Annotated in this window: 19 protein-coding genes; 7 read left to right on the forward strand and 12 right to left on the reverse strand. The window is 35.2% G+C overall.

All coding sequences use genetic code 11. The annotated features are described in order from the left end of the window. Positions 1 to 7: 7 nt before the first annotated feature. The 3 genes from H6W53_RS14675 (at position 8) to H6W53_RS14685 (ending at position 2,393) form a co-directional block, all read left to right on the forward strand. Complete coding sequence (locus H6W53_RS14675; protein WP_185207842.1) at positions 8 to 460, forward strand: FixH family protein; 453 nt, start codon at positions 8 to 10, stop codon at positions 458 to 460. Then, positions 451 to 1,218, forward strand: a complete 768-nt coding sequence (locus H6W53_RS14680; protein WP_185207844.1) for a sulfite exporter TauE/SafE family protein — start codon at positions 451 to 453, stop codon at positions 1,216 to 1,218. The genes H6W53_RS14675 and H6W53_RS14680 overlap by 10 nt, the downstream gene beginning before the upstream one ends. A 230-nt stretch (positions 1,219 to 1,448) precedes the next feature. After that, the gene (locus H6W53_RS14685; protein WP_185207846.1) at positions 1,449 to 2,393 is read left to right on the forward strand and encodes a T9SS type A sorting domain-containing protein; all 945 of its coding nucleotides are present in this window, start codon (positions 1,449 to 1,451) and stop codon (positions 2,391 to 2,393) included. A 92-nt stretch (positions 2,394 to 2,485) separates the two neighbouring features. Here H6W53_RS14685 and serS read toward each other — a convergent pair whose 3' ends face one another. The 11 genes from serS to H6W53_RS14740 all read right to left on the reverse strand — a co-directional run bounded on the left by serS (position 2,486) and on the right by H6W53_RS14740 (position 14,795). After that, positions 2,486 to 3,754 carry a serine--tRNA ligase gene (gene serS / locus H6W53_RS14690; RefSeq protein WP_185207848.1) on the reverse strand — a complete coding sequence of 423 codons (1,269 nt, stop codon included), beginning with the start codon at positions 3,752 to 3,754 and terminating at the stop codon, positions 2,486 to 2,488. A gap of 67 nt (positions 3,755 to 3,821) precedes the next feature. After that, positions 3,822 to 4,325: a hypothetical protein gene (locus tag H6W53_RS14695; protein WP_116096704.1), complete on the reverse strand. Its 504-nt coding sequence runs from the start codon at positions 4,323 to 4,325 to the stop codon at positions 3,822 to 3,824. 38 nt (positions 4,326 to 4,363) lie between these two features. Continuing rightward, positions 4,364 to 5,617, reverse strand: a complete 1,254-nt coding sequence (locus H6W53_RS14700) for a polysaccharide biosynthesis C-terminal domain-containing protein (RefSeq protein WP_185207850.1) — start codon at positions 5,615 to 5,617, stop codon at positions 4,364 to 4,366. A 1-nt stretch (position 5,618) separates the two neighbouring features. Beyond that, complete coding sequence (locus H6W53_RS14705; protein WP_185207852.1) at positions 5,619 to 6,749, reverse strand: glycosyltransferase; 1,131 nt, start codon at positions 6,747 to 6,749, stop codon at positions 5,619 to 5,621. Positions 6,750 to 6,844: 95 nt separating this feature from the next. Beyond that, positions 6,845 to 7,333 (reverse strand): hypothetical protein, encoded by a 489-nt coding sequence (locus H6W53_RS14710; RefSeq protein ID WP_185207854.1) that lies wholly within the window; start codon positions 7,331 to 7,333, stop codon positions 6,845 to 6,847. A 121-nt stretch (positions 7,334 to 7,454) separates the two neighbouring features. Further along, the gene (locus H6W53_RS14715; RefSeq protein ID WP_185207856.1) at positions 7,455 to 8,240 is read right to left on the reverse strand and encodes a (Fe-S)-binding protein; all 786 of its coding nucleotides are present in this window, start codon (positions 8,238 to 8,240) and stop codon (positions 7,455 to 7,457) included. A gap of 2 nt (positions 8,241 to 8,242) precedes the next feature. Beyond that, entirely contained in the window at positions 8,243 to 8,773 is a 531-nt protein-coding gene (locus tag H6W53_RS14720) for a hypothetical protein (protein WP_185207858.1), read from the reverse strand. Position 8,774: 1 nt separating this feature from the next. Continuing rightward, positions 8,775 to 10,163 carry an AAA family ATPase gene (locus H6W53_RS14725; RefSeq protein WP_185207860.1) on the reverse strand — a complete coding sequence of 463 codons (1,389 nt, stop codon included), beginning with the start codon at positions 10,161 to 10,163 and terminating at the stop codon, positions 8,775 to 8,777. A 58-nt stretch (positions 10,164 to 10,221) separates the two neighbouring features. After that, positions 10,222 to 11,559, reverse strand: a complete 1,338-nt coding sequence (locus H6W53_RS14730; RefSeq protein ID WP_185207862.1) for a 4Fe-4S dicluster domain-containing protein — start codon at positions 11,557 to 11,559, stop codon at positions 10,222 to 10,224. Positions 11,560 to 11,570: 11 nt separating this feature from the next. Further along, the gene (locus tag H6W53_RS14735) at positions 11,571 to 12,521 is read right to left on the reverse strand and encodes an MlaD family protein (RefSeq protein WP_185207865.1); all 951 of its coding nucleotides are present in this window, start codon (positions 12,519 to 12,521) and stop codon (positions 11,571 to 11,573) included. Between the two features lie 126 nt (positions 12,522 to 12,647). Further along, complete coding sequence (locus tag H6W53_RS14740) at positions 12,648 to 14,795, reverse strand: peptidylprolyl isomerase (protein WP_185207867.1); 2,148 nt, start codon at positions 14,793 to 14,795, stop codon at positions 12,648 to 12,650. Positions 14,796 to 15,054: 259 nt separating this feature from the next. On the opposite strand from H6W53_RS14740, the gene lon reads away from it, so the two are divergent. The 3 genes from lon (at position 15,055) to H6W53_RS14755 (ending at position 19,547) form a co-directional block, all read left to right on the forward strand. Beyond that, positions 15,055 to 17,460 (forward strand): endopeptidase La, encoded by a 2,406-nt coding sequence (gene lon / locus H6W53_RS14745; RefSeq protein ID WP_185207870.1) that lies wholly within the window; start codon positions 15,055 to 15,057, stop codon positions 17,458 to 17,460. Positions 17,461 to 17,646: 186 nt separating this feature from the next. Beyond that, positions 17,647 to 18,759, forward strand: a complete 1,113-nt coding sequence (locus H6W53_RS14750) for an AI-2E family transporter (protein ID WP_185207872.1) — start codon at positions 17,647 to 17,649, stop codon at positions 18,757 to 18,759. 410 nt (positions 18,760 to 19,169) lie between these two features. After that, the gene (locus H6W53_RS14755; protein ID WP_185207874.1) at positions 19,170 to 19,547 is read left to right on the forward strand and encodes a DoxX family protein; all 378 of its coding nucleotides are present in this window, start codon (positions 19,170 to 19,172) and stop codon (positions 19,545 to 19,547) included. Positions 19,548 to 19,645: 98 nt separating this feature from the next. On the opposite strand, the gene H6W53_RS14760 is transcribed toward H6W53_RS14755, so the two are convergent. Beyond that, a complete protein-coding gene (locus H6W53_RS14760) occupies positions 19,646 to 21,004 on the reverse strand; it encodes an acyl-CoA dehydrogenase family protein (protein WP_185207876.1) in 1,359 nt (452 codons plus the stop codon). 206 nt (positions 21,005 to 21,210) lie between these two features. On the opposite strand from H6W53_RS14760, the gene H6W53_RS14765 reads away from it, so the two are divergent. Next, positions 21,211 to 22,122 carry a DUF4349 domain-containing protein gene (locus H6W53_RS14765; protein WP_185207879.1) on the forward strand — a complete coding sequence of 304 codons (912 nt, stop codon included), beginning with the start codon at positions 21,211 to 21,213 and terminating at the stop codon, positions 22,120 to 22,122. Positions 22,123 to 22,137: the final 15 nt, after the last annotated feature.

A 22,137-nucleotide genomic window follows, 5' to 3' on the forward strand; every position in this document is an offset into this window, starting at 1 on the left:
TTTAGAAATGAAAAACTTTAATTGGGGACACGGTGTAATTATCGCTTTAGCATCATTTATGATCTTTATTTTATCCATGATGTTTCTTTTTCCGAACGGACAAAAGAATTCTGAAATGGTAACCGATAATTACTATGAAGAAGAACTGAAATATCAGGACGTTATTGACGCTAAAAAAAGAGCAGATGAACTGAAGGAAAAACCTGTTTACAACCAGAATCAAGCAGGAATCAGAATCACTTTTCCGAAAGACTACAATAATTCTAATACCAAAGTAAAATTTGTACTGAACAGAACCGACGATCAGAACCTGGATGTTCATAAAACGGTACAGTTGGATGCCAATCAGTCTTTTTTAATTCCTGCACAGGTTCTGAAACTGGGGAATTATACCCTTCGTTTGAGCTGGACAAAAGATAAAACAGACTACAGAATGGATTATGATGTGATATGGAAATAGCACTTGTAATATCGGCAATCGGGTTGGGTTTTGCATCAGGATTCCACTGTATCGGAATGTGCGGACCTATTGCATTGTCGATGGGATTAACAAAAAAACAGGCAACCAATTTCTACCTTCAGAATCTCACTTATCAATTCGGAAGAATTTTCACTTATTCCCTTTTGGGAGCAATTCTTGGAATTATTGGGGAAGGTTTTGAAATGGCGGGTTTCCAGAAATATCTTACAATTGCTGTGGGAATTCTGCTTATTGTAATGGCTGTTTTTTCTTTTGGAGGAAAAGATTTTGCTTCTAAAGTTCCGTTTTTTTCAAAATTTTTATTCAAAGTAAAATCGAATTTGGGAAGACTGCTTCAAAAGGCAGATTACCGTTCAAGATTTACGACAGGTCTTCTGAATGGTTTTTTACCCTGCGGAATGGTTTATATGGCTTTAACTGCAAGTTTAGCAAGCGGAGGAATATGGCAGGGCGCTTTTTATATGGCTTTATTCGGTTTGGGAACACTTCCGTTTATGTTCGCGGTAGTTTTGGTCGGAAATCTCATGAATCAGACTTTTAGAGTGAAAGTTTTAAAAGTGATTCCGATTGTCATGATTATTTTGGGCGGACTTTTTATTGTCCGGGGAATGGAACTGGGAATTCCCTATATTTCTCCAAAAGCAGAAGCGATGACGATCTCAAAACACAATCAGGGAGACTGCCATTTGCCGGGAGATCACAGTACGCATGATCATGGTAAAGTAAATTGTCATTAGTAGTAATGCTAAATTTAAAAGATTTAACCCTCTGAAGTATATCCGGAGGGTTTTTTAATTATAATTCGGAATGATCAAACCAGACATTAACATTATATAAATCACACAAATAACAATTTATTAACGCAAAAATTCGATTAAAATTTAATACAGTTACCAATATTATCTTTTAAATTCAATTTTATTATACAATCAATTTCGTATCTTTATTGTAACTAAAAATTTAATATATGTATATAAAGCTACCTTTTCCCTCATTTCAGAAAATTCAAAAACATCAAACACTAAGCTACCTTAGTAAAATTGCATGTCATGCGTTTACGGTTGGTGCTATTTTATTTTTTTCAGCAACGAAAGCCCAAACTTCAGTAACTGTTCCTAATTTGACTTCAACAGCAGCTTTTACAGGACCTTTTGCTAACTCTACCAGAACTTATCAACTGATTATTGATGACTCTCAGCTTACTGCCTTATCAGGAAAGTATCTTACTTCGATATCACTTAGAATTCCTGCAAGTGCAGCCTCTGCATGGCCTGCCTCAAATACCACCTATCCGGATTATCAGATTTATCTTAGTGACGGCGTAGAACCGGCTAACAGACAGCTTAATTTTGCAGCTAACGTTGTGGGAACGCAGACACAAGTCCGCTCGGGAAGTCTTTTAATACCATCCGGCGCCGTTACGAACAATGGAAGTTTCAGTTTTGATATAAATTTCAATACTCCTTATTTATATACAGGTACTAACCTTGTAATAGAAATACGTCATACCGGAAGCAACGGAACAACAACTTCTGTTGATGCAGTAGGAACAGGTGTTTCGGGATATGGTACACTTTTTACCGCTTGCTGGTCGAGCTCAACCTCTGTACTGCAAGGAAACTTTTCTTATGTGAAAATTAATTCCGGAAGTGTGTTGGGGGTGAAGTCTGTTGAAATAGATGGAGACACCTCTGTTTATCCTAATCCTGTAAAAGATCTGTTATATGTAAAATCAGCTAACGACATAGTGGAATTAAATATTTTCAATATGGTTGGGCAAAAAGTCTATTCACAAAAGAATTCAGTTAAAAATCCACAGCTGAATGCATCAGGTTTAGCCAAAGGAAATTATATTTTACAAATGATTGACAAAAACGGAAACTCAACGTCAACACGATTCACTAAAGATTAATCATGAATTCATTTCAAATGAAATCGTTTAGATAAACCAAATAAAAACCACTGAAAAACAGTGGTTTTTATTGTATATAGACAAAATTTTATTTAGCTGATCAAATCAAACTTCGCATATTCAGCGACTTTCTTCGGAAGTTTAATTCCTTCCTCTGTCTGATTATTTTCCAGCAAAGCAGCCATAATTCTTGGCAATGCCATTGCGGAACCGTTCAGGGTGTGAACCAACTGAGATTTTCCATCTGCTTTATAACGGCATTTCAGTCTGTTTGCCTGGAAGGTTTCAAAATTGGAAACGGAACTTACTTCAAGCCATTTTTCCTGAGCTGCACTCCAAACTTCGAAATCATACGTCATGGCTGAAGCAAAACCTGTGTCTCCTCCACAAAGCCTTAAAACACGGTATGGCAATTCAAGATCACTTAAAATTTCTTTGATGTGTTCTACCATTTCTTCTAATACTGCATAAGAATTTTCCGGTTTTTCAATTCTTACGATCTCTACTTTTTCAAACTGGTGAAGACGGTTCAAACCTCTTACATGCGCTCCGTAACTTCCCGCTTCTCTTCTGTAGCATTGTGAGAAGGCTGTATTTTTGACCGGGAGATCTTTTTCTTCAAATAAAACATCGCGATAGAGATTCGTTACCGGAACTTCTGCGGTAGGAATCAGATATAAATCATCTAATCCGATATGATACATCTGTCCTTCTTTATCCGGCAATTGTCCCGTTCCGTATCCTGAAGCTTCGTTTACAACGTGAGGAGGATTTACTTCCATATATCCTTTCTCAACATTTTTATCTAAAAAATACTGAACCAAAGCTCTCTGCAATCTTGCGCCTTTTCCTAAATATACCGGAAAACCTGCTCCGGCAATTTTTACGCCCAATTCAAAATCGATAAGATTGTATTTTTTTGCCAGTTCCCAGTGAGGAATTGCTCCCTCACCCAGACCTTCCACATCGTGAGACTGATAGATAATTTCGTTATCATCTGCAGAAGCACCATTTTTTACTTTTTCATGAGGAATATTCGGCAATTGATACAAAATATCCAGTAATGCTTTTTCTTTTACATCTAACTGAGCTTTCAATTCCGACGTCGACTCTTTGTACTGTGCTGTTTTAGATTTTGCGGATTCTGCTTCTTCTTTTTTTCCTTCTTTCATTAAAAGTCCGATTTCTTTGGAGATTTTATTGATTTCGGAAAGTTGGGAATCCAATTCAAACTGAATTTTCTTTCTTTCTTCGTCGGTAGCAATAGCCTCGTCTACCAACTCAAGATTCTTGAATTGTCTTTTTTTAAGACCTTCTAAAACGCGCTCTTTATTATCGCGCAAAAAATTGACTTGTAACATTTTATTTAGATGTTAGTTATTAGAATGTTGAACATCAGAATGTCAACAGTTTTGCAAATGTATAAAATTATTTTACGATCGTAACAACATTCGGGGAACCCGGTGTTTTTGTAAATCTTAAAGTATCGTTGTAATAGACTTTCGAGACCTCAAAAACCGAAGGCGTCATGCGATACTGAATTCTGAGCCTTTCATTAATGGTATCAAGAATCGTACTGTTAAGTCTCTTCACCAGTGAAACCGTAATTACCGACTGATAGGTTTTATTGTTCGGATCCAGCGTATCCAGCCCTACTCTTTTGGCTCCTGCAATATATTCAATAAAAAGTGTGGAATCTGCAGTAGCACGCAAAGTACTGCTTACCGGAGAAACGTCTTTGGTTCCGTTAACATCATTTAGTGAATACGTATAATAAGTCTGATCTTTTTTTGCATGAAACAGATCTCGTCCTGCCCCATTCTTCATATAGATGTTCAAAATCTGATCGATTTTCTGCAAATCTTCATCATCCGTTCTGCAGCTCAGAAAGGCACAAAAAATAACCAGAAATCCAAAAACAATATTTCTCATTTCCAACAAAGATAAAAACTTATTTTTATTTGACAGTTCTATTTCTTTAGGACTTTATTTAAAAGCAAATTAATTTCAGCTTTCGAAAGAATAAAATCCTGAAAACGAAAGTCCGTCATCTGATAAAATCTCCAAAACAGAATACCGGAAGAAATGCAGTATGACACAGAGGTAATAATACACGCACCACGAATTCCCCATTTAGGAATGATGTAAAATGAAGATCCTATTGTAAAAATAAGTCCTATTAAAGATTTTACATTTAAAATTCTTAATTTATTGATACCCGCAAAATAATGACCAATAATATTGCTTACCGCAATTGCCAGAATCCCTGGAGAGAGAAAAAGGATAATTTCTTTGGTCTGACTGAAATCTTTTCCAAAAATCATGGAATATAACTGCCCAGGAATAAGCAACATGGCTAAAATAAATGATAATGTAACTAAAAAACTAATTTTTAAAGAAACTTTGGTCTTTTCTATAGCTTCGTCTGCATTACTGTTATTTAAAACATCCGAATAAAGAACTACCGATAAACTTCTGCTTACCGTCCATATTGCTTCAGAAAATGCTATTCCAACAGAGAAAATTCCCACGCTTACTACTCCTTTGAAATATTCGAGAAAGTAAAAGGATAGTCTGTTATTTAAAAATTGTAAGAAAGCGCTAAGCTGAGTTTTCCAACCATAATTGAATAATTTCCCGCCAATTTTTTTAGAGAATGAAATTCGTTTTAAGTCGCAAGTTTTAAAAACTTGAAAACTACTTCCTAACAACAGAATGCCAAAACTCCCTATTTGTGCCAAAAAATAAGCATCTACTGAGGTTATTTTAATCAGATAAACTAAAATCAGAATAAAAATAATATGTACAATCTGCTGTAATGCCGTATATATATTGAACATTCTGATATTTTGCTGACCTACAAATAAATTTACATTTGCAGCCAAAATGGATGATAAGACAGAGAGCATAATCAGATACCCAAAATATGCCGAAGCATTGTTAAATCTAAAGATTAAAGGAACTAAAATTCCAACTAAAACCGACCATAAATAAGCAAACGGTAAAATTTCCTCTGTTTTAAACTTTGAAGCGAAATAGCTCATGCTGCTCCCTACAAAAATATTCGCAAAAAAACTGATGACCGTAAGATCTGCGATTACTAAAGAAATGAAGCCTTTTCCTTCACTCCCCCACATATTTGTAGAGTAAATGACTAATCCGAAATTTAATATCAAAATTAAAAACCGTGATGCAAAGGTTTTAAGAATCGTATTTTGCTTCATCTTATTTTATTGAAGTTTTGATGAAGTTTAAGAATAAACTTTTAATAATATTCCAGTTATATTTTTTTTCATAAGCCAATCTTGCATTTTTTGCATGAAGCGAATATAATTCAGGATTATTAATATAAGTAAGAATCCTATTCGCAATAGCATCAGAATCTTCAGGATTAACCAGAAAACCAAATTCTGAAACATTCAGATGTTTGCGTATGGCTTTAAGATCTGTATAAATTACAGGCTTTCCCGAGGCCAAATAATAAAATATTTTTATTGGCAGACAATGATGATTTTCAGAATTCATCGTTCGAAGATCAAAACAAATATCGGCTTCGGAATACGCTTCTGTAAAAGTTTCGAATGAAGCAGATTTCTCTATTTTAATATGTTCAAACTGATATTTTTTAAGCTGCTCTGAGAAGTACTGTGCATCTTTTTCTTTTCTTGAACCTCCAATTAAAAGAATTGAAATCTCAAGTTCAGGTTTTTTCTTTCTTAAACAATCCACAGCGAGGAAAAAATTTCCCATGCCTTTTTCTTCTGAAAACTGACCGGTATAACAAAGTGTGATTTTACTGGGATCTAGTTTTTTAATATTCTGATGGATGTAAATTTCATCCGGATAATAAGGCAAAATAATTGCTTTTTTAAAAGGAAAAAAATAAGCCAGAGGAAATTTTTTGGCATCCTCTCCAAAAATAAAATAAGTACTTAAAAATCCTGCATATAACTGAATTAAAAAGAATTTAAAACCGTGGAGGATATTTAAAGGAAATGAAAAATTTTCTACCATCCTCATCGATGGATACCACTCAGTTATATCATATGCAATACTGATTTTTTTGCCTTTTTGGAACTTTTTAGCTGTAATCACCGCCAAAGGCTCAGAACAAATAATACAATCCGGCTGAAAAGAATCGCAAACTTTCTCAAAAGCTTTTCTCTTCTCTTCTATACTTTTTTCTAAGATGGAATAAGACTCTATTTCAATACCATCGATAATCCCTTTAAATTCTGAAGAAAGACTGCAAATTTTAACCTGATTTCCGTCATTAAGCAAAGCTTTTGCCTGATGATAGAAAATTCTGTCATCATCATAACGGTGAGCGGTTGTTAAAAATAGTATTTTATACATCCTTTTTTCAATCAGGCTCCAAAAGTTATCAAATATACACAAAGCAAAAAAAGTGGAGGAGCTCCACTTTCTATTTTATTAATGCTAATGAATTTTTATTTAATTCCAGCCGCCCAACTTCTATCGAATGGCAAAAGAAAATTCCCTATAAATTCGAGATAGGTATTTTTAGAAAAATCAAAAACTTGAATGTCTTTAGAAATTTCTCCGTTTCTTACTTTTGATTTAAAATCATTCAGCTTTAAAGTTTTTACTTCACCGTTTTCTATAAAACTCGCTTTCATTCTGTCGAATAATCCCAATTGATATTCTTCATCAATTTCTCTAATTACTTTCCCAAGCGCATCAATACTGCATCCGGAAGCCATTTCTTTCTCTTCATCCACACAGATGATGATAAACTGATTTTTTTCAATCTTAAAAGATGAGGAAAGCGGTTTTCCGTGTGCTGCCCAAGTTGCCAGAAAATCAAAAAGTTTCTCTGTGATCTGTTTGGCTTCTTTTGTTTCAAAAGGTCTTGAGGCAGGATATATTATTACTCTGTAGTCGTTTGCTTCTACGATATTAGATTCTTCAATCTTCATTTTGATCAATTTAAAAGGTAAAATTACAATTTTTTCTTCACACCATAATCCGGCAAGGTGGAATTCTCACCAAACAAAAAACTCAGGAAAAATCCTGAGTCTTATATTTTTAGAAATATTCTTACAAATCTTCAGCTTCCGCCAAAAGTTCTACAATATCTTTCACGGCAACTTCATCATTTTTATTGAAATGTTTTACACCGTCCGTCATCATCGTATTACAGAAAGGACATCCTGTTGCGATTACTTTAGGCTCGAAAGACAGAGCTTCTTCAGTTCTTTCGATATTGATGTCTTTTTTTCCTTTTTCAGGTTCTTTAAACATTTGTGCTCCTCCTGCTCCACAGCAAAGACCATTGGTCTTGCAACGCTTCATTTCTACCAGTTCGGCATCCAGTTTTTCCAGTAAAAGTCTCGGCGCTTCATATTCTTCATTAGCTCTTCCCAGATAACAAGGATCATGGAAAGTAATCTTTTTACCGCTGAATGTGCCGCCTTCAATTTTCAAACGCCCTTCTTCCATTAATTTTTTAAGGAATTGAGTGTGATGCATTACTTCATAATTTCCGCCTAAATTCGGATATTCATTTTTCAGCGTATTGAAGCAGTGCGGACAAGCGGTAACGATTCTTTTTACTTCATAAGCATTCAGAATTTCGATATTCGTTAACGCCATCATCTGGAAAACAAATTCGTTTCCTGCACGTTTTGCGGGATCTCCTGTACAGCTTTCTTCCTGCCCAAGTACAGCGAATTCCACGCCTATTTTATTTAAAATTTTGCAAAATGCTTTCGTGATTTTTTTAGCGCGGTCGTCGAAACTTCCGGCACAACCTACCCAAAATAAAACTTCAGGCGATTTTCCTTCGGCAGCATATTCTGCCATTGTTTTTATATTGAAATCCATAATTAATTACTAAATGTCATTTCATTTCCTATATATAAATTTGGACAACCAGTTTCCGTAAGTAACCTACTTATTCTTACTTGTTCAGCAACTTGAATACTCTGTGTAAAAATTGGCACATTAGGTTTCAAACAAATTATACCAAAAACATTTAATATGTCAAGAGAGGGAAATCTTAACTTTATTTTTTGAATAGTTGAAATTATTTGTTCTAATGCATCATCTTTTTTTGAATCAGATTTCCAAGCACTGGAAAAATCCGTTAAAGATTTTATTTCAATAAAACATGCAATGCGATTATCACTTAACATGAAATCACATTTTCTACCATCACTAGAATTATATACACAACCATCAATTTGTATAAAATCTATTTTCTTCTTTGTAGGATTATTTACCTTAAAATCATAGTTACTAAAATCTGAAATTCTACATGGAATCCCTACTCCCCCATCATCACAAATATAGAAAACATCATCTATAATTGTTGACAAGCAACCAGAAAAATTTGATTTATTAAAAATACTTTTCATACTACTCAACTGAAGCAATAGCTATTTTTCTAAAATCGTTTATAATATCTTCTGATACTTGATCTATTAAATTACTCTCAATTAGACCACTTTTCTCATTGAATATTGACTTAATCTTTCCATTTACAATTTGATATCCAGAGAAATCTTTTGGATTTATCCAAGATCTTTTAGAAATTATATCATCAATTTTAGAAAAGTTTTTTCTTCCATTTTCGTTACCTTTTATAAAAGCAAATAATAAATTATTTAATGACGAAAGAAAAAATGGACTATGAGTTGTATAAAAATGCATAGTTCCTTTATCAACTTTACCAAAATCTTCAGATCTCCCACTTTCTAATAATTTTAATAGATCATATTGGGCTCTTGGAAAAAGATTAGTTTCTGGTTCTTCTATAACAAATGAATAGTTAGCTTCTCTACTTTGTCTTATTTTCATATATTCAATCGGAAGAATTATTGGGACAATGCTTTGAAAACCAGAAGCACTTTCCGACAATTTCATATTTTTCCTTTTAGAAAAATAAATTCTATCCTCTCCGTTAATATATTTATACAAGGTACCTTCTTTTAAAAAGCTTAAATCAAATTCCTTTATTTCAAATGAGGCATTTGCATAAATACTAGCAAAATTGATCAAATGCTTAGGAATAGGAACTTCTAAATTTTGAAATGAAATTGCCGCTTGTTTAAGAAGATTAATTATAACTCTTTCAGCAGGTATATACAGTGGTGACTTAAAAAAATATTCTCTTTTTGTTTCATTTGCACGTTCTATGATCCTTAAAATTTCTCTTTCTGATAAATCTAAATCATAATTGAAATTATCAGAAAATTCTCTGTATAAATTTGAAAATTCTTCACCTGTTTTTTGTTTATCTTTTTGACTTAACCGTTCCCAGAAAATCCAAAATTTATATGAAAAATCAAAATTATCTGAAATATTTGATAATCTTTTAAATTCTTTTTTACAGCTAATAAAATCATTATTTTCAAAATATTCATTTATTTTAGAAAGATCAAATTTATCTGTAAAAATCATTTTATTTTTTTTGATTTCAAGCTTATGTGTTGTGCTTTCAAAAATGATTTCTGTTTTACTGTTTAAACAATCAATGATTGAATAATCTGCTAAAGTCTCTATAAATTTCTCAAAACTTGGCTCTCTAAATAGCTCAAGATCTTCCTTATTCTTTGTAATTGAAAAATATGAATTCCTTCTATCATTAAAATTATGATAAAGTCTAGGTGAGTTACAAATCGTATATAATTTTGCTATAGTGCTTTTCCCACTCGCTTGAGGTCCAATAAAAACGTTTACACTTTTTAAATTTAAATCAGCATTTTCTATTGGTCCAAAGTTTTTAACAATTAATTTTGAGTTCATTATTGTCTCTATAAATGTTTAGATCTACAACTTTTATTTATCTTTTATACAAAGAGATTTAATCATTTGCCCAGTTTAAACGGTCTGCCTGATTGTATTGCCACGGTGCAGCATTGTTTTCTACATTTGTCATCATCAGGTTTAATTCCTGAGGTGCAGCAGACTGTTCCATTACTAAGAATCTTCTCATTTCGAAGATGATAGAAAGCGGATCTAACAATACAGGACAAGCTTCTGTACATGCGTTACAGGTTGTACAAGCCCATAATTCTTCTTTGGTAATGTAGTCGTTCAAAAGTTTTTTTCCGTCGTCTACAAATTTTCCGTTTTTATCAATGTTTTTGCCGACTTCTTCAAGACGGTCTCTTGTCTTCATTAAAATGGCTCTCGGAGACAATTTTTTGCCGGTAATATTTGCCGGACAAACTGCAGTACAACGACCGCATTCTGTACATGAATAAGCATTTAACAACTGAACCTGATTAAGATCGAAAATATCTTCTGCTCCGAATTTTGCAGGCGTTTCTGCTTGTCCTTCTGCCGGAGCTGCGTAAGGATCTGCATTCGGATCCATCATTAATTTTATTTCTTTCGTTACCGATTCAAGATTATTGAATTTTCCTTTCTCTTCAAGATTTGCATACCAAGTGCTCGGAAAAGCAAGAATGATGTGTAAATGTTTTGAATAATAAAGATAATTCATAAAGAATAAAATCCCTACAAAATGGAACCACCAAGCTGCTCTTTCAACACCGAATAAGAATCCGTTATCAAAACTGAAAATCTGAAGAAACGGAACGAAAATCATTTCGCTGATCGGGAAAGAACCTACTTTTACAAAATGATCGTAACCATTTGACTGGAGAATAAAGTCTGAAGCATTCATGGTGAAAAATGCCATCATTAAAGCAAATTCGATAATCAGAATCCAGTTTGCATCTTCTTTTGGCCAGCCTAAAAGTTCTTTCATCGTTAATCTTTTTACTCCGTAAAAATTTCTACGGATAAAAAATACAACAACGCCAATTACCACTAAAAGTGCCAAAACTTCTAAAGTAGCGGTAAAGAAACCATAAACGGTATTTCCTAAAATGGTTGATAAAAATCTGTGTGTTCCAAAGATTCCATCCACCACAATTTCGATAAGTTCGATATTGATGATGATAAAGCCTACATACACAAAAAGGTGTAAAATTCCGGCTATAGGACGTTTTGTCATCTTACTCTGCCCCATTGCAACAGTTGCCATTGTTGCCCATCTTTCTCCTCTTCTGTCGCTTCGATTGATCTCACGTCCTAATCTGATGTTTCTATATATCTTCTGCAGACTTTTTACAAAAAGTCCAAAACCTGCAATTAATAAAATCAGAAAAATAATATTAGGGATATAATGCATGGTTTAAAAAATTAGTCTTTATTATTTTTTCCGAAAACGGAGAAGTTAACATATTTTTTTGGGTGCGCTTTCAAATCTTCGATCAAAGAATTCAGATTATTGGAAGCGGCATTCAGGTTATTGTAAAGCTGATCGTCTTTCATAATTTTCCCTAAACTTCCTTCTCCTCTGTCGATTCCTGAAACCACATTATTTAACTGTCCTACTGTTGCATCTAAATTAGCGATGGTAGCATTCAGTTTTTTAGTATCGATGCTTTCTGCTAGATTTCCGTATTTATCCAAAGTAACTTTTCCGCTCTGCATCGTAAGACTTGCATCATCCAATACTTTCTGAAGTTTAGGATCATTGTGACCCACTAAGGAATTTACGCTTCCTGCCGTAGTCTGTAAAGCGGCAACTGTTTTGTTAAGATTAGCCAGTAATAATTTAATTTCCTGTCTGTTTTGCGCATCTACAAGCTGATTGGCATTCGTCATCAGAGAGTCTACTCTGTGTAAGACAACCTGTAATTGATCTTTTACAGGACCTACCTGTGAAGAAAGGCTTCCTAAAGTTCCTAATTTAAATGCCCCTCTTAAAGTATCTCCGTCTTTTGCCGTCGGACCTCCGTACATCAGGTTAATTCTCATTTCTTTTCCTCCCATTAAACTCGGTTCAAAAATTTCCAATGTTGAATTTTTTGAGAACTCAAAATTATTATCAACCGTAATTTTTACAAGAAAATCGATTTTACCGTTCTTAGATGTATGAGGAATGATTTTATCAACCTGTCCTACCTTTAATCCATTAATGGAAACAGGGGAAGATTGTGCCAATCCCTCGACGTTATCATATTGTGCGTAAAATATATTATCGGTAGTAAAAAGGCTTCTGCCTTTCATAAATTGAAAAAGCACTACAAAGCCTACAATGGCCAATAGTGCGATCACACCAGCTTTTAATTCTTTACTGAACTTCACTTGCTAAATTTTTTCTAATGAGCAAATATACTACATTTAAATGAATGTTTTTCTCTATTGCTCTGCGTTACACACAAAAAAAGCGGCAAAAACTTTGCCGCTTTTTATCTATCTGAAAAATTATTTTTATTGTTGCTGAGAACCTAGCTTGTTCCAGATCTCGATTCTGTAATCTTCGATATCCGAATTGTCCTGTAAGCTCTTTAACCAAGCCTGTCCGAACATTCCGCCGTTTCTCTGGGTAACAGATTCTGTAAACTGTTTAAGATCTCCGGGCTGCTTGTTAGTGATTTCGTTCTTTTTAACAAGAACATACACTCCTGTTCCTCCTTCAACCGGCTTAGAAAGCTGTCCTTTCTTCACTCCGAATGCAGCTCCGGCAACTTTTGGCTCCATAGAACCTGCTACTGAAGGATTTAATAAGTTAACCTGTGCAGATTGTTTTGTAGTTCCGAATTGTTTAGCGATCTGATCTAAATTTCCAGCTTTCCCGATTTTCTCTGAAATCTGTTTTGCAGCCAGTTTATTTTTAACCACTACTTCAATCTGATCTCTTACAGATTCAGGATCTGCAGTTCCTTTTTCCTGCTTCCCGTTTAAGTAAACTACAATTTTATCTCCTGTTCCGTCTACTGTAAATAATTCAGTATCTCCTTTTTCTCTTTTCTTATCAAAAGCCCATGCAAGGATTTCCGGATCTTTGTCTGTTCCTAATCCCTGAAGCTGTCCGTCGAATCTCTTCGCCTGTTTAGGATTAGAGAACTGATAGTTTGCTTTTTTAGCAATATTCACGAAATCGTTGAAAGATTTCCCCTGAACCTGCTGAACGAATCTGCTTGCTTTTTTGTTTACTTCTGCTTCCGTAGCATCAGAAGGTTTAATTGCTTTTACCAAGTTTGCCACTTTGTAAGCCATTGCTCCCGGTTTTTTATCTTCAATATTGATGATATGATACCCGAACTGTGTTTCTACAACACCTGTCGCACCTTTAGGGTTTTCAGACAGATATTTTAAGAACTCAGGAACGAAAGGCGTTTCAGGAGTTGTCCATCCTAAGCTCCCGCCTTGTGCAGCAGAACTTGGATCGTTTGATAATTTAAGGAATTCTGTAAATTTCCCCGGATTTGCTTTTACAATTGCTCCGATAGAATCTGCTAACTTTTTAGCCTGTTCTTTGGATCTTGTAACACCTTCACCTGCAGGACTTCCTTTAAAAGCAATTAAAATATGTCTTGATAATGTAGAATCTGAAGTCTTTTTATCTAAAAGTTTAGAAACTACATAGAAATTCTGCTCTTTGTACGGACCAAAAGTCTGACCGATTGCAGCAGTCGGAAGCTGTGCCTGAATCGTCTGAGGCAATTGGTTTGGCTTCAGATACTGCGGATTGAAAGGCATATCAGAATTCGCCATGATAAACATAGAGTCATTCTTTGTATTCTGGAAGTTTTCAGAACCTCCGCTTGCATCGCTTCCTACAGAGAATAATTTATTAATTTCTTTCTGAGCCGCCGCATCATCTGCAGGACTTGGCTGAGAAGGGAAATAAACGATTCCTATATTTCTGCTTTCTTCCGCTTTGAACATTATCGGATGCTGCTTGATATAATTTGCTAAATCTTCAGTGGTAACTTTAATGTTGTTTTTTTGAAGATAAGCTGCATAATCTACTTTTACGAAATCGATATCAGCTAACTGATCTCTTTCTCTCATCAACTCTTCCGCTTCTTTTTTACCTGTAGTGATTCCTGTAGAAACATTAGCAAATACCTGTCTCGCCATCAATCTGTATTCGATTGATTTTCTGGTTTTCAACCACTGGTTGTAACCTTCTGGCGAAGCAGCTTTCATATCTTCGATTTGTTTTTTAAGCTCCTGCGTCTTGAAATTACCTTTTTCATCAAAAAACTGCTTCTGCTGTGCAAACATCTGATCGTACTGGATCTGGTTCCAGAAGTAATCGTCCGTCATTTCGAAGCCCATTTTCTCGAATTGCTGTTTAATCAGCTTCGATTGCACAAGCAATTGCCAAGCCTGCTCTTCAAGACCATTTTTTGGTTGACCTTGCTGTTCAGCCTGTTGTTGCAGTACGAAAAGTTGATCGTTAAACTCTTCACGGGTAATTTTCTCACCATTCACTTTTCCTAAAACATCAGGATTTTTACCAAAAACCTTATCAATACTGTCGGGGTTTACAAGGAACGCCAAAAGCGCCAGTGCAATTACTCCCATCAAAAGCCAAGGTCTACTCCTAATTTGTCCTAAAATTGCCATTATATAAATTATAGTTTTTTATCAGTTTGCGAAAATACACATTTTTAAGAAATTACGGAAATACAAGACCTTTATTTTAATTTTTAAAATTTAATTTTTATAAAAAAGGAAATTTTGACCGTATTTTTTAGTAAAAAACAAATGGCATAAGTCTTGTGCATTTTAAGCACACATAATATGGACAGTCTTTTTAAAACATATTATGAAATTTCACGTTAACGAATTAAAACGATAATGACAATTTGTCATTCGATTTACTATGACAGAATTTGAAGATATTAGTTTAGAAGATATGATAAGCGACGGATTTGATATTGTAGCTCAGGAAATCAACATTGATGATCTTGCGGAAACAGAACAAAATTCGGAGCAAAAGATATTCCCAATCCTTCCTGTAAGAAATATGGTGATGTTCCCCAACGTTGTGATCCCGATTACTGCCGGAAGAAAAGCCTCCATCCAATTACTGGAAGAATCGCAGAAAAATGGTGATTTTATTGGAATCGTAAGCCAGAAAAATTCAGATCTTGAGCAGCCTTCCGAAAAAGATTTATACCAGACCGGAACTTTAGCAAAGATTATTAAAATCATCAAACTTCCGGAAGGAAATATTACGGCTATTACCAAAGGTTTTCACCGTTTTAAAATAAAGAAAGTTGTTGAAAAACAGCCTTATTTTAAGGCAGAAATATCAAAATTAAAGGATTCTAAGCCTAAAAACAAGGAAGAATACGAAGCTTTACTGGAAAATGTAAAAGATCTTGCCCTGAAAATCATTGAGCTGGATCCTAACATTCCGAATGCTGCGAATTTTGCCATCAAAAACATCAACAACAATGATGATCTTCTGAATTTCATCTGCACCAACGCGAATTTCCCTTCTTCTGATAAGCAGAAATTGCTGGAAGAAAAGAACCTGATGGAAAGAGCCAACAAGTGCTACGAAATGATGCATGAAGATTTCAGAAAGCTGGAACTGAGAAACCAGATCCATCAGAAAACTTCGAAGGATCTTGATAAACAGCAGAGAGAATATTTCCTGAACCAGCAGATCAGAACGATTCAGGAAGAATTGGGAGGCGGTACAGAAGGTGATGTAGAGGATCTTATTAAAAAGGCGAGAGAAAAAAAATGGAGCGATGAAGTAGAAGAACATTTCCAGAAGGAAATCAACCGTTTGCAGCGTCAGAATCCTAATTCGCCGGATTACAATGTTCAGAGAAATTACTTGGATTTCTTTACGGATCTTCCTTGGGAAACATACACCAAAGATGTTTTTGATATTGCCAAAGCGGAGAAAATTTTAGATAAAGCCCATTTCGGTTTAGAAGATATCAAGAAAAGAATTCTGGAACATATGGCTGTTTTAAAGCTTAAAAACAACATGAAATCCCCTATTCTTTTGCTTGTGGGACCTCCCGGAGTCGGTAAAACTTCACTGGGAAAATCTGTTGCTGATGCACTGGGAAGAAAATATGTAAGACTTTCTTTGGGTGGTCTTCACGATGAAAGTGAAATCCGTGGTCACAGAAAAACCTACATTGGTGCAATGGCGGGAAGAATTCTTCAGTCTATTAAGAAATCCGGAACTTCCAATCCTGTAATTGTTTTGGATGAAATGGATAAAATCGGACAGGGATTGCATGGTGATCCAAGTTCGGCACTTTTAGAAGTTCTTGATCCTGAACAAAATAAGTCTTTCTACGATAATTTCTTAGAAATGGGATATGATCTGTCTAAAGTAATGTTCATTGCAACGGCAAATTCATTATCTACCATTCAGACTCCTTTGTTAGACAGGACTGAAATCATTCAGATTGCAGGCTATACTTTAGAGGAAAAAATTGAAATCGCCAAAAGACATTTAATTAAAAAACAGCAGGAAGAAAACGGTTTGGATGCTAAATCTTTTAAACTCGGAAATGCTGAATTAAAACATATTATCGAAGCGCACACTTCGGAAAGCGGCGTAAGATCTCTGGAAAAAAGAATTGCAGGAATCGCGCGTTGGGTAGCTTTGCAGACGGCTTTAGTTAAAGATTACGATCCTAAAATCTCGATCGAAAAAGTGGATGAAATTTTAGGTGTTCCGAGACCGAAAAGCTTATCTGAAATTACAGGAGTTCCGGGAGTTGTTACAGGTCTCGCATGGACGAGTGTGGGCGGAGATATTTTATTCATTGAAAGCATTTTAAGCAACGGAAAAGGATCATTATCCATGACCGGAAATTTAGGAACCGTGATGAAAGAATCTGCGACCATTGCGCTGGAATATATTAAAGCGAAACATGATGAACTGGGAATTTCTCAGGATGACATCGAAAAGAAAAACATCCACGTTCACGTTCCGGAAGGTGCAACGCCAAAAGACGGACCTTCTGCGGGAATTGCGATGCTGACTTCTATGGTTTCTTCATTTAAAAATAAAAAAGTAAGACCTCATCTTGCCATGACCGGAGAGATTACTTTAAGAGGAAAAGTTCTTCCGGTGGGAGGAATTAAAGAAAAACTTCTGGCAGCTACAAGAGCGGGAATTAAAGAGGTTATTCTTTGTGAAGCCAACAGAAAAGATGTGGAAGAAATTAAAAAGGATTATCTGAAAAACCTGAATGTACATTATGTAAACAGAATGGAAGAGGTAATCGAAATTGCACTGGAAAAATAATTCAGACTTATCATTTAAATAAAAAACACGTCTCAGATTTGAGATGTGTTTTTTATTGTTTTTTTACTAAAGGTAAACAGCCTTATTAAATGGCATACATTTTTCTAATGAGTTGAAAAAGATTTAAAGGTTAAAGCACGTAACTCAAACGGTTTTTATTATTTTTATAGAACAGATTTTCACACCATGAATTTACTTCGACTTCCTTTTCTTGTAAAACTCACGCTGGTTATTATTTCCATCATTGGATTGGGATATCTTCTTGCTTTGGGACAGAGTATTTTAGCTCCTTTCTTTCTGGCATTTTTAATGGCAATGCTTTTTCTGCCGGTTTCCAATTTTCTGGAGAAAAGATTACGATTTACAAGATCGATGTCTACCATTGCTTCAGTATTAATAATGCTGTTTATTTTAACGGGATTAATTTACTTTTTCGGATCACAGCTTTCGGATTTCAGCAAAGATATACCCCATCTTAAAAGACAGTTCACCTCGGTTGCGGAAGACATTCAGCACTGGGTTTCCAGAACTTTTCACGTAAAAATAGATGAGCAGCTTAACTATATTGATCAGGGACTGAATAAACTTCTTTCTTCATCCGGCGTTATTTTGGGCTTTACTTTTGGGATTTTTTCCTCGAGTTTAGGATTTTTTGTGTTTTTTATTCTGTTTTTTATCTTCATTTTGAATTACAGAAGAGTTTTAAATAACTTTATTATTACCGTTTTTAATGAAAAACATAAAGCCAGCGTTCAGGAAGTGGTAGGCGAAGTAAGAGTGATGACCAAAAAGTACATTATCGGATTGTGTCTTCAGATTTTAATCGTTTCCGTTCTTACTTCTATTGTTCTTACGATTCTGGGAGTAAAATACGCCATTCTTTTAGGAGTTCTTACGGGCTTGTTAAATGTAATTCCGTATCTGGGAATCTGCATCAGTCTTTTCATTTCATGTTTTATCGCTTTCGCAACCTCTACTCCATCTACCTGCATCTATGTGGCAATCGGCTATATTGCGGTTCATGCTGTAGACGGAAATATTGTTCTGCCATTTGTGGTGGGCTCCAAAGTAAAAATCAATGCTTTATTTTCATTTATAGGAATTCTTATCGGGGAACATCTTTGGGGAATTGCGGGGATGTTTCTGTGCATTCCGGCTATCGCCATCATTAAAATAATTTTCGAAAGAGTTCAGGGACTTCAGCCTTGGGGAAAATTGCTGGGTGAAGAAGAAAAGCCCGATAAAAAGAAGAAAACCTATAAAATCTCCAAGAACATCACTTTAAAAGAAATGGATTGATAATCAACAATTAACTATAAAAAGAAAGCCTTCAAAATTGAAGGCTTTTATTTTTACAATGCACAAAGAGGCTGTAATCCGTTTGGACAAAGTGCTGTACAATAAATATACTCTCCGCTGTCCGGACAATATCCTACAGGATCGCCAGGATTTCCCGGATCTCCTCCTCCGCCTAAACAAGGATCTCCCGGCGGAATTTTACAAGGGCATCCAACAGGTTCGATATCGCATTTTTCTGCACCACCGCCTCCTTTAATTTCTCTTAAATCTGCACGATTTAGTTTTATTTGTTATGTACTACAATATATTAAATCTATAAATATTTCTCAAAACCGAGAATTTATTTAAGTTTTATTTCCTTTTTAATCAGCCGATTATATTTTTATTTAACTTTAATAAAAAATCATAACATGAAAATCGTAAAATTTATCCTTTCCCTTCTTTTCGGATTGATGTTCATTAATGCCGGATTAAACAAATTCTTCAATTATATGCCGATGGAAAAACCGACTCCCGAACAAATGAAACTTTTTGCCGCATTTGGAGAAATCAGTTGGCTGATGCCACTGGTAGGAGTTGTAGAAGTCATTGGCAGATTACTTTTCATCTTTCCTAAAACGAGAGCTTTGGGTGCTATCGTTATATTGCCGGTGATGGTAGGAATTATTGCCCATATCTTCACATTGGATAAAACTCCCGCAACCATGGCTATTACAGGAATTATGTTTCTGATTAATCTCTGGATGATCATCGATAATAAAGAAAAATATAAGCATTTGGTAAGCTGATGTAAAAGAGAATGGTGGATAGTGAATTTTGCTACACAAGTGAATTTTAAAATTGACAAGCAATGCGAATTGACCATTCACCATTCTCTTTTACATCATCATACAAATGCACTGAAACCTGTAATTGATCTTCCTACAATCAAGGAATTGATTTCTTTTGTGCCTTCGTAAGAATAAATAGCTTCTGCATCAGCTACGAATCTTGCCACATCATATTCGAGCAGAATTCCGTTTCCGCCCATCACTTCACGCGCTCTGGAAACAATATCTCTGGTTCTCATGGTACAGAAAACTTTGGCTAAAGAAGCGTGCTCATCTTTTAAAATTCCTTCATCCTGCATTTCGGAAAGCCTGAAAACCATCGTCTGCATTGCTGTAAGATTGGAAAGCATCTCTACCAGATGTCCCTGAATCATCTGAAAAGAAGCAATCGGTTTCCCGAACTGTTCTCTTTTTCTGGTGTAATCCAACGCACTTTCATACGCTCCTCTTGCGCATCCTGTCGCCATCCATGCTACTCCGGCTCTCGTCATTCGTAAAACTTTTGCGGTGTCTTTAAAAGAATTGGCATTCTGCAGCCTGTTTTCTTCTGTCACCAAACAATCTTTCAGCGTAATCAAACCATTCTGAACAATTCTCAACGCCATTTTTCCTTTGATTTTCTCAACGGAATACCCCGGATTGTCTTTTTCAACAATAAATCCTTTCACTTCTCCATCATCTAAATCTCTTGCCCAGATAATAATTAAATCTGCAAACGTTGCATTTCCGATCCATTTTTTCTGTCCGTTCAGAATCCAGCCTTCAGGTGTTTTTTTGCAGGTTACCGTTAATCCTCCCGCTGCTCCGGAACCTACTTCGGGTTCTGTTAATCCAAAGGCTCCGATTTTTTCAAACTTCTGCATCTGTGGAAGCCATTTCTGTTTTTGCTCTTCGGAACCGCAGATATAAATGGAACCCATCGACAAACCCGACTGAACTCCGAAAAAAGTAGCAATAGAAGCATCAATTCTAGCCATTTCCATCGCAATAACACCTTCCATTAGAAAAGGCATTCCGGGACAACCGTAACCTTCGTAAGTCACTCCGCAGATATTCAGTTTTTGAAATTTTGGAATCAGTTCGTGAGGAAATTCATCACGCAGCCAGTAGTGATTAACAAGCGGTTTTACTTCTTTTTCCATAAACGCTCTCACTTTTAACTGAATTTCCCGCTGTTCAGGACTTAATGTGTGATAGATGTCATAGAAATCGCCGTCAATATCAGGAAGTTCTTTTTTCTTTTTGTGAGGATCGAGCATATTCATCATTCCGTTAAGCTGTTTATCGTCTAATTTGGAGAAATTTTCCATCAGCTTGGGAAGATTTACTTTTTGAGAAATAGCACTCAACTGATCAAAATCTATGGATCTGAATAATTCTATGGCGTTTCGGATTTTGGAAAAAGTATTTGACATAATAATTTGTTGTGTTTGATTTGTAAAAGAACAGCAAAAATTACTCCGAAAATGAGGTAGCTGAATAGCCCACTATTTACAAAACAATGAATTACAACCACTTAAAACAGAATTTCTCTTTACAGAATTTTTACGTTCCATTTTCAAATATTACAAATGATTCTGTCTGAACTTTGGGATAAGCAAAACATTAAAAATCTATATCTATGAAAACGAAGTACATCAGACTAAGCATCGCAACAGCACTTTTACTGGGAATTTATTCATGCAAAAAAGGAGAAGTTTCTTCCGAAAATCTTGAAAAATATGCATCTGCTGATTCGGCAATAGCAATATCTTCGGACAGTGTTTCTTCTGTGGCAACCATGAAAGTAAAAGACAAGCAGTTCATTAAAACCGCAGACGTGAATATGGAAGTAAAAGATGTCTATGACGCGACCATATCCATTGAAAAATCCGTTCAGGAATTGGGAGGCTTCGTAACGCACAGCGACCTGAAAAGCAATGTGGTTTCTGAGGAAACCTACAATACATCGGATGAACAGGCAATGCTGATAAAAAAATATCAGTCCGAAAATGCCATGCAGGTAAGAGTTCCTACAGAAAAATTGGGCGAACTGCTCACTTTAATTAACAATAAAAAACTGTTCCTGAATGCAAGATCGATTAATGCGGAAGATGTAACGGCAAATATTAAATATTCTGCTCTGGAAGCTCAGCGAAACAAAAAAACAACCAACAATATTGCTCAGATGAAGGTAAATAAAGACAAAGTAACCATGAGCGATGAAAATATGAAAGAAGGAAACAGCCAGCAACTGGAAAGCATAAATATGACCGATATGTTGAAATACAGCACTGTTGATATTTACATTAAAGAACCCAAAATAAGAGTCGCAGAAATTGCTGTTACCAACACACAAAGCATAGACGATAAGTACAAATTTGATTTTCTGTACAGCGCAAAATCAGCTTTCGTGGAAGGATATTATCTGATCCAGAAAATTGTAGTAGGACTCATTACAGTCTGGCCAATTGTATTAATAGGAATTGCAGTTGTTTATTTTGTAAGAAAAAGAAAACCTGCTAAAAAACAGCCTACCACAGAAATTGAGTAATTCTAACTTCGGTTA

The sequence above is a fragment of the Chryseobacterium sp. C3 genome (assembly GCF_014218905.1).
Lineage (GTDB): Bacteria > Bacteroidota > Bacteroidia > Flavobacteriales > Weeksellaceae > Chryseobacterium > Chryseobacterium mucoviscidosis.

Excerpts from the sequence above, each read along its gene's own strand:
- H6W53_RS14675 (WP_185207842.1), top strand. The coding sequence starts at position 8 with ATGAAAAACTTTAATTGGGGACACGGTGTAATTATCGCTTTAGCATCA.
- H6W53_RS14680 (WP_185207844.1), top strand. The coding sequence starts at position 451 with ATGGAAATAGCACTTGTAATATCGGCAATCGGGTTGGGTTTTGCATCA.
- H6W53_RS14685 (WP_185207846.1), top strand. The coding sequence starts at position 1,449 with ATGTATATAAAGCTACCTTTTCCCTCATTTCAGAAAATTCAAAAACAT.
- serS (WP_185207848.1), bottom strand. The coding sequence starts at position 3,754 with ATGTTACAAGTCAATTTTTTGCGCGATAATAAAGAGCGCGTTTTAGAA.
- H6W53_RS14695 (WP_116096704.1), bottom strand. The coding sequence starts at position 4,325 with ATGAGAAATATTGTTTTTGGATTTCTGGTTATTTTTTGTGCCTTTCTG.
- H6W53_RS14700 (WP_185207850.1), bottom strand. The coding sequence starts at position 5,617 with ATGAAGCAAAATACGATTCTTAAAACCTTTGCATCACGGTTTTTAATT.
- H6W53_RS14705 (WP_185207852.1), bottom strand. The coding sequence starts at position 6,749 with ATGTATAAAATACTATTTTTAACAACCGCTCACCGTTATGATGATGAC.
- H6W53_RS14710 (WP_185207854.1), bottom strand. The coding sequence starts at position 7,333 with ATGAAGATTGAAGAATCTAATATCGTAGAAGCAAACGACTACAGAGTA.
- H6W53_RS14715 (WP_185207856.1), bottom strand. The coding sequence starts at position 8,240 with ATGGATTTCAATATAAAAACAATGGCAGAATATGCTGCCGAAGGAAAA.
- H6W53_RS14720 (WP_185207858.1), bottom strand. The coding sequence starts at position 8,773 with ATGAAAAGTATTTTTAATAAATCAAATTTTTCTGGTTGCTTGTCAACA.
- H6W53_RS14725 (WP_185207860.1), bottom strand. The coding sequence starts at position 10,163 with ATGAACTCAAAATTAATTGTTAAAAACTTTGGACCAATAGAAAATGCT.
- H6W53_RS14730 (WP_185207862.1), bottom strand. The coding sequence starts at position 11,559 with ATGCATTATATCCCTAATATTATTTTTCTGATTTTATTAATTGCAGGT.
- H6W53_RS14740 (WP_185207867.1), bottom strand. The coding sequence starts at position 14,795 with ATGGCAATTTTAGGACAAATTAGGAGTAGACCTTGGCTTTTGATGGGA.
- lon (WP_185207870.1), top strand. The coding sequence starts at position 15,055 with ATGACAGAATTTGAAGATATTAGTTTAGAAGATATGATAAGCGACGGA.
- H6W53_RS14750 (WP_185207872.1), top strand. The coding sequence starts at position 17,647 with ATGAATTTACTTCGACTTCCTTTTCTTGTAAAACTCACGCTGGTTATT.
- H6W53_RS14755 (WP_185207874.1), top strand. The coding sequence starts at position 19,170 with ATGAAAATCGTAAAATTTATCCTTTCCCTTCTTTTCGGATTGATGTTC.
- H6W53_RS14760 (WP_185207876.1), bottom strand. The coding sequence starts at position 21,004 with ATGTCAAATACTTTTTCCAAAATCCGAAACGCCATAGAATTATTCAGA.
- H6W53_RS14765 (WP_185207879.1), top strand. The coding sequence starts at position 21,211 with ATGAAAACGAAGTACATCAGACTAAGCATCGCAACAGCACTTTTACTG.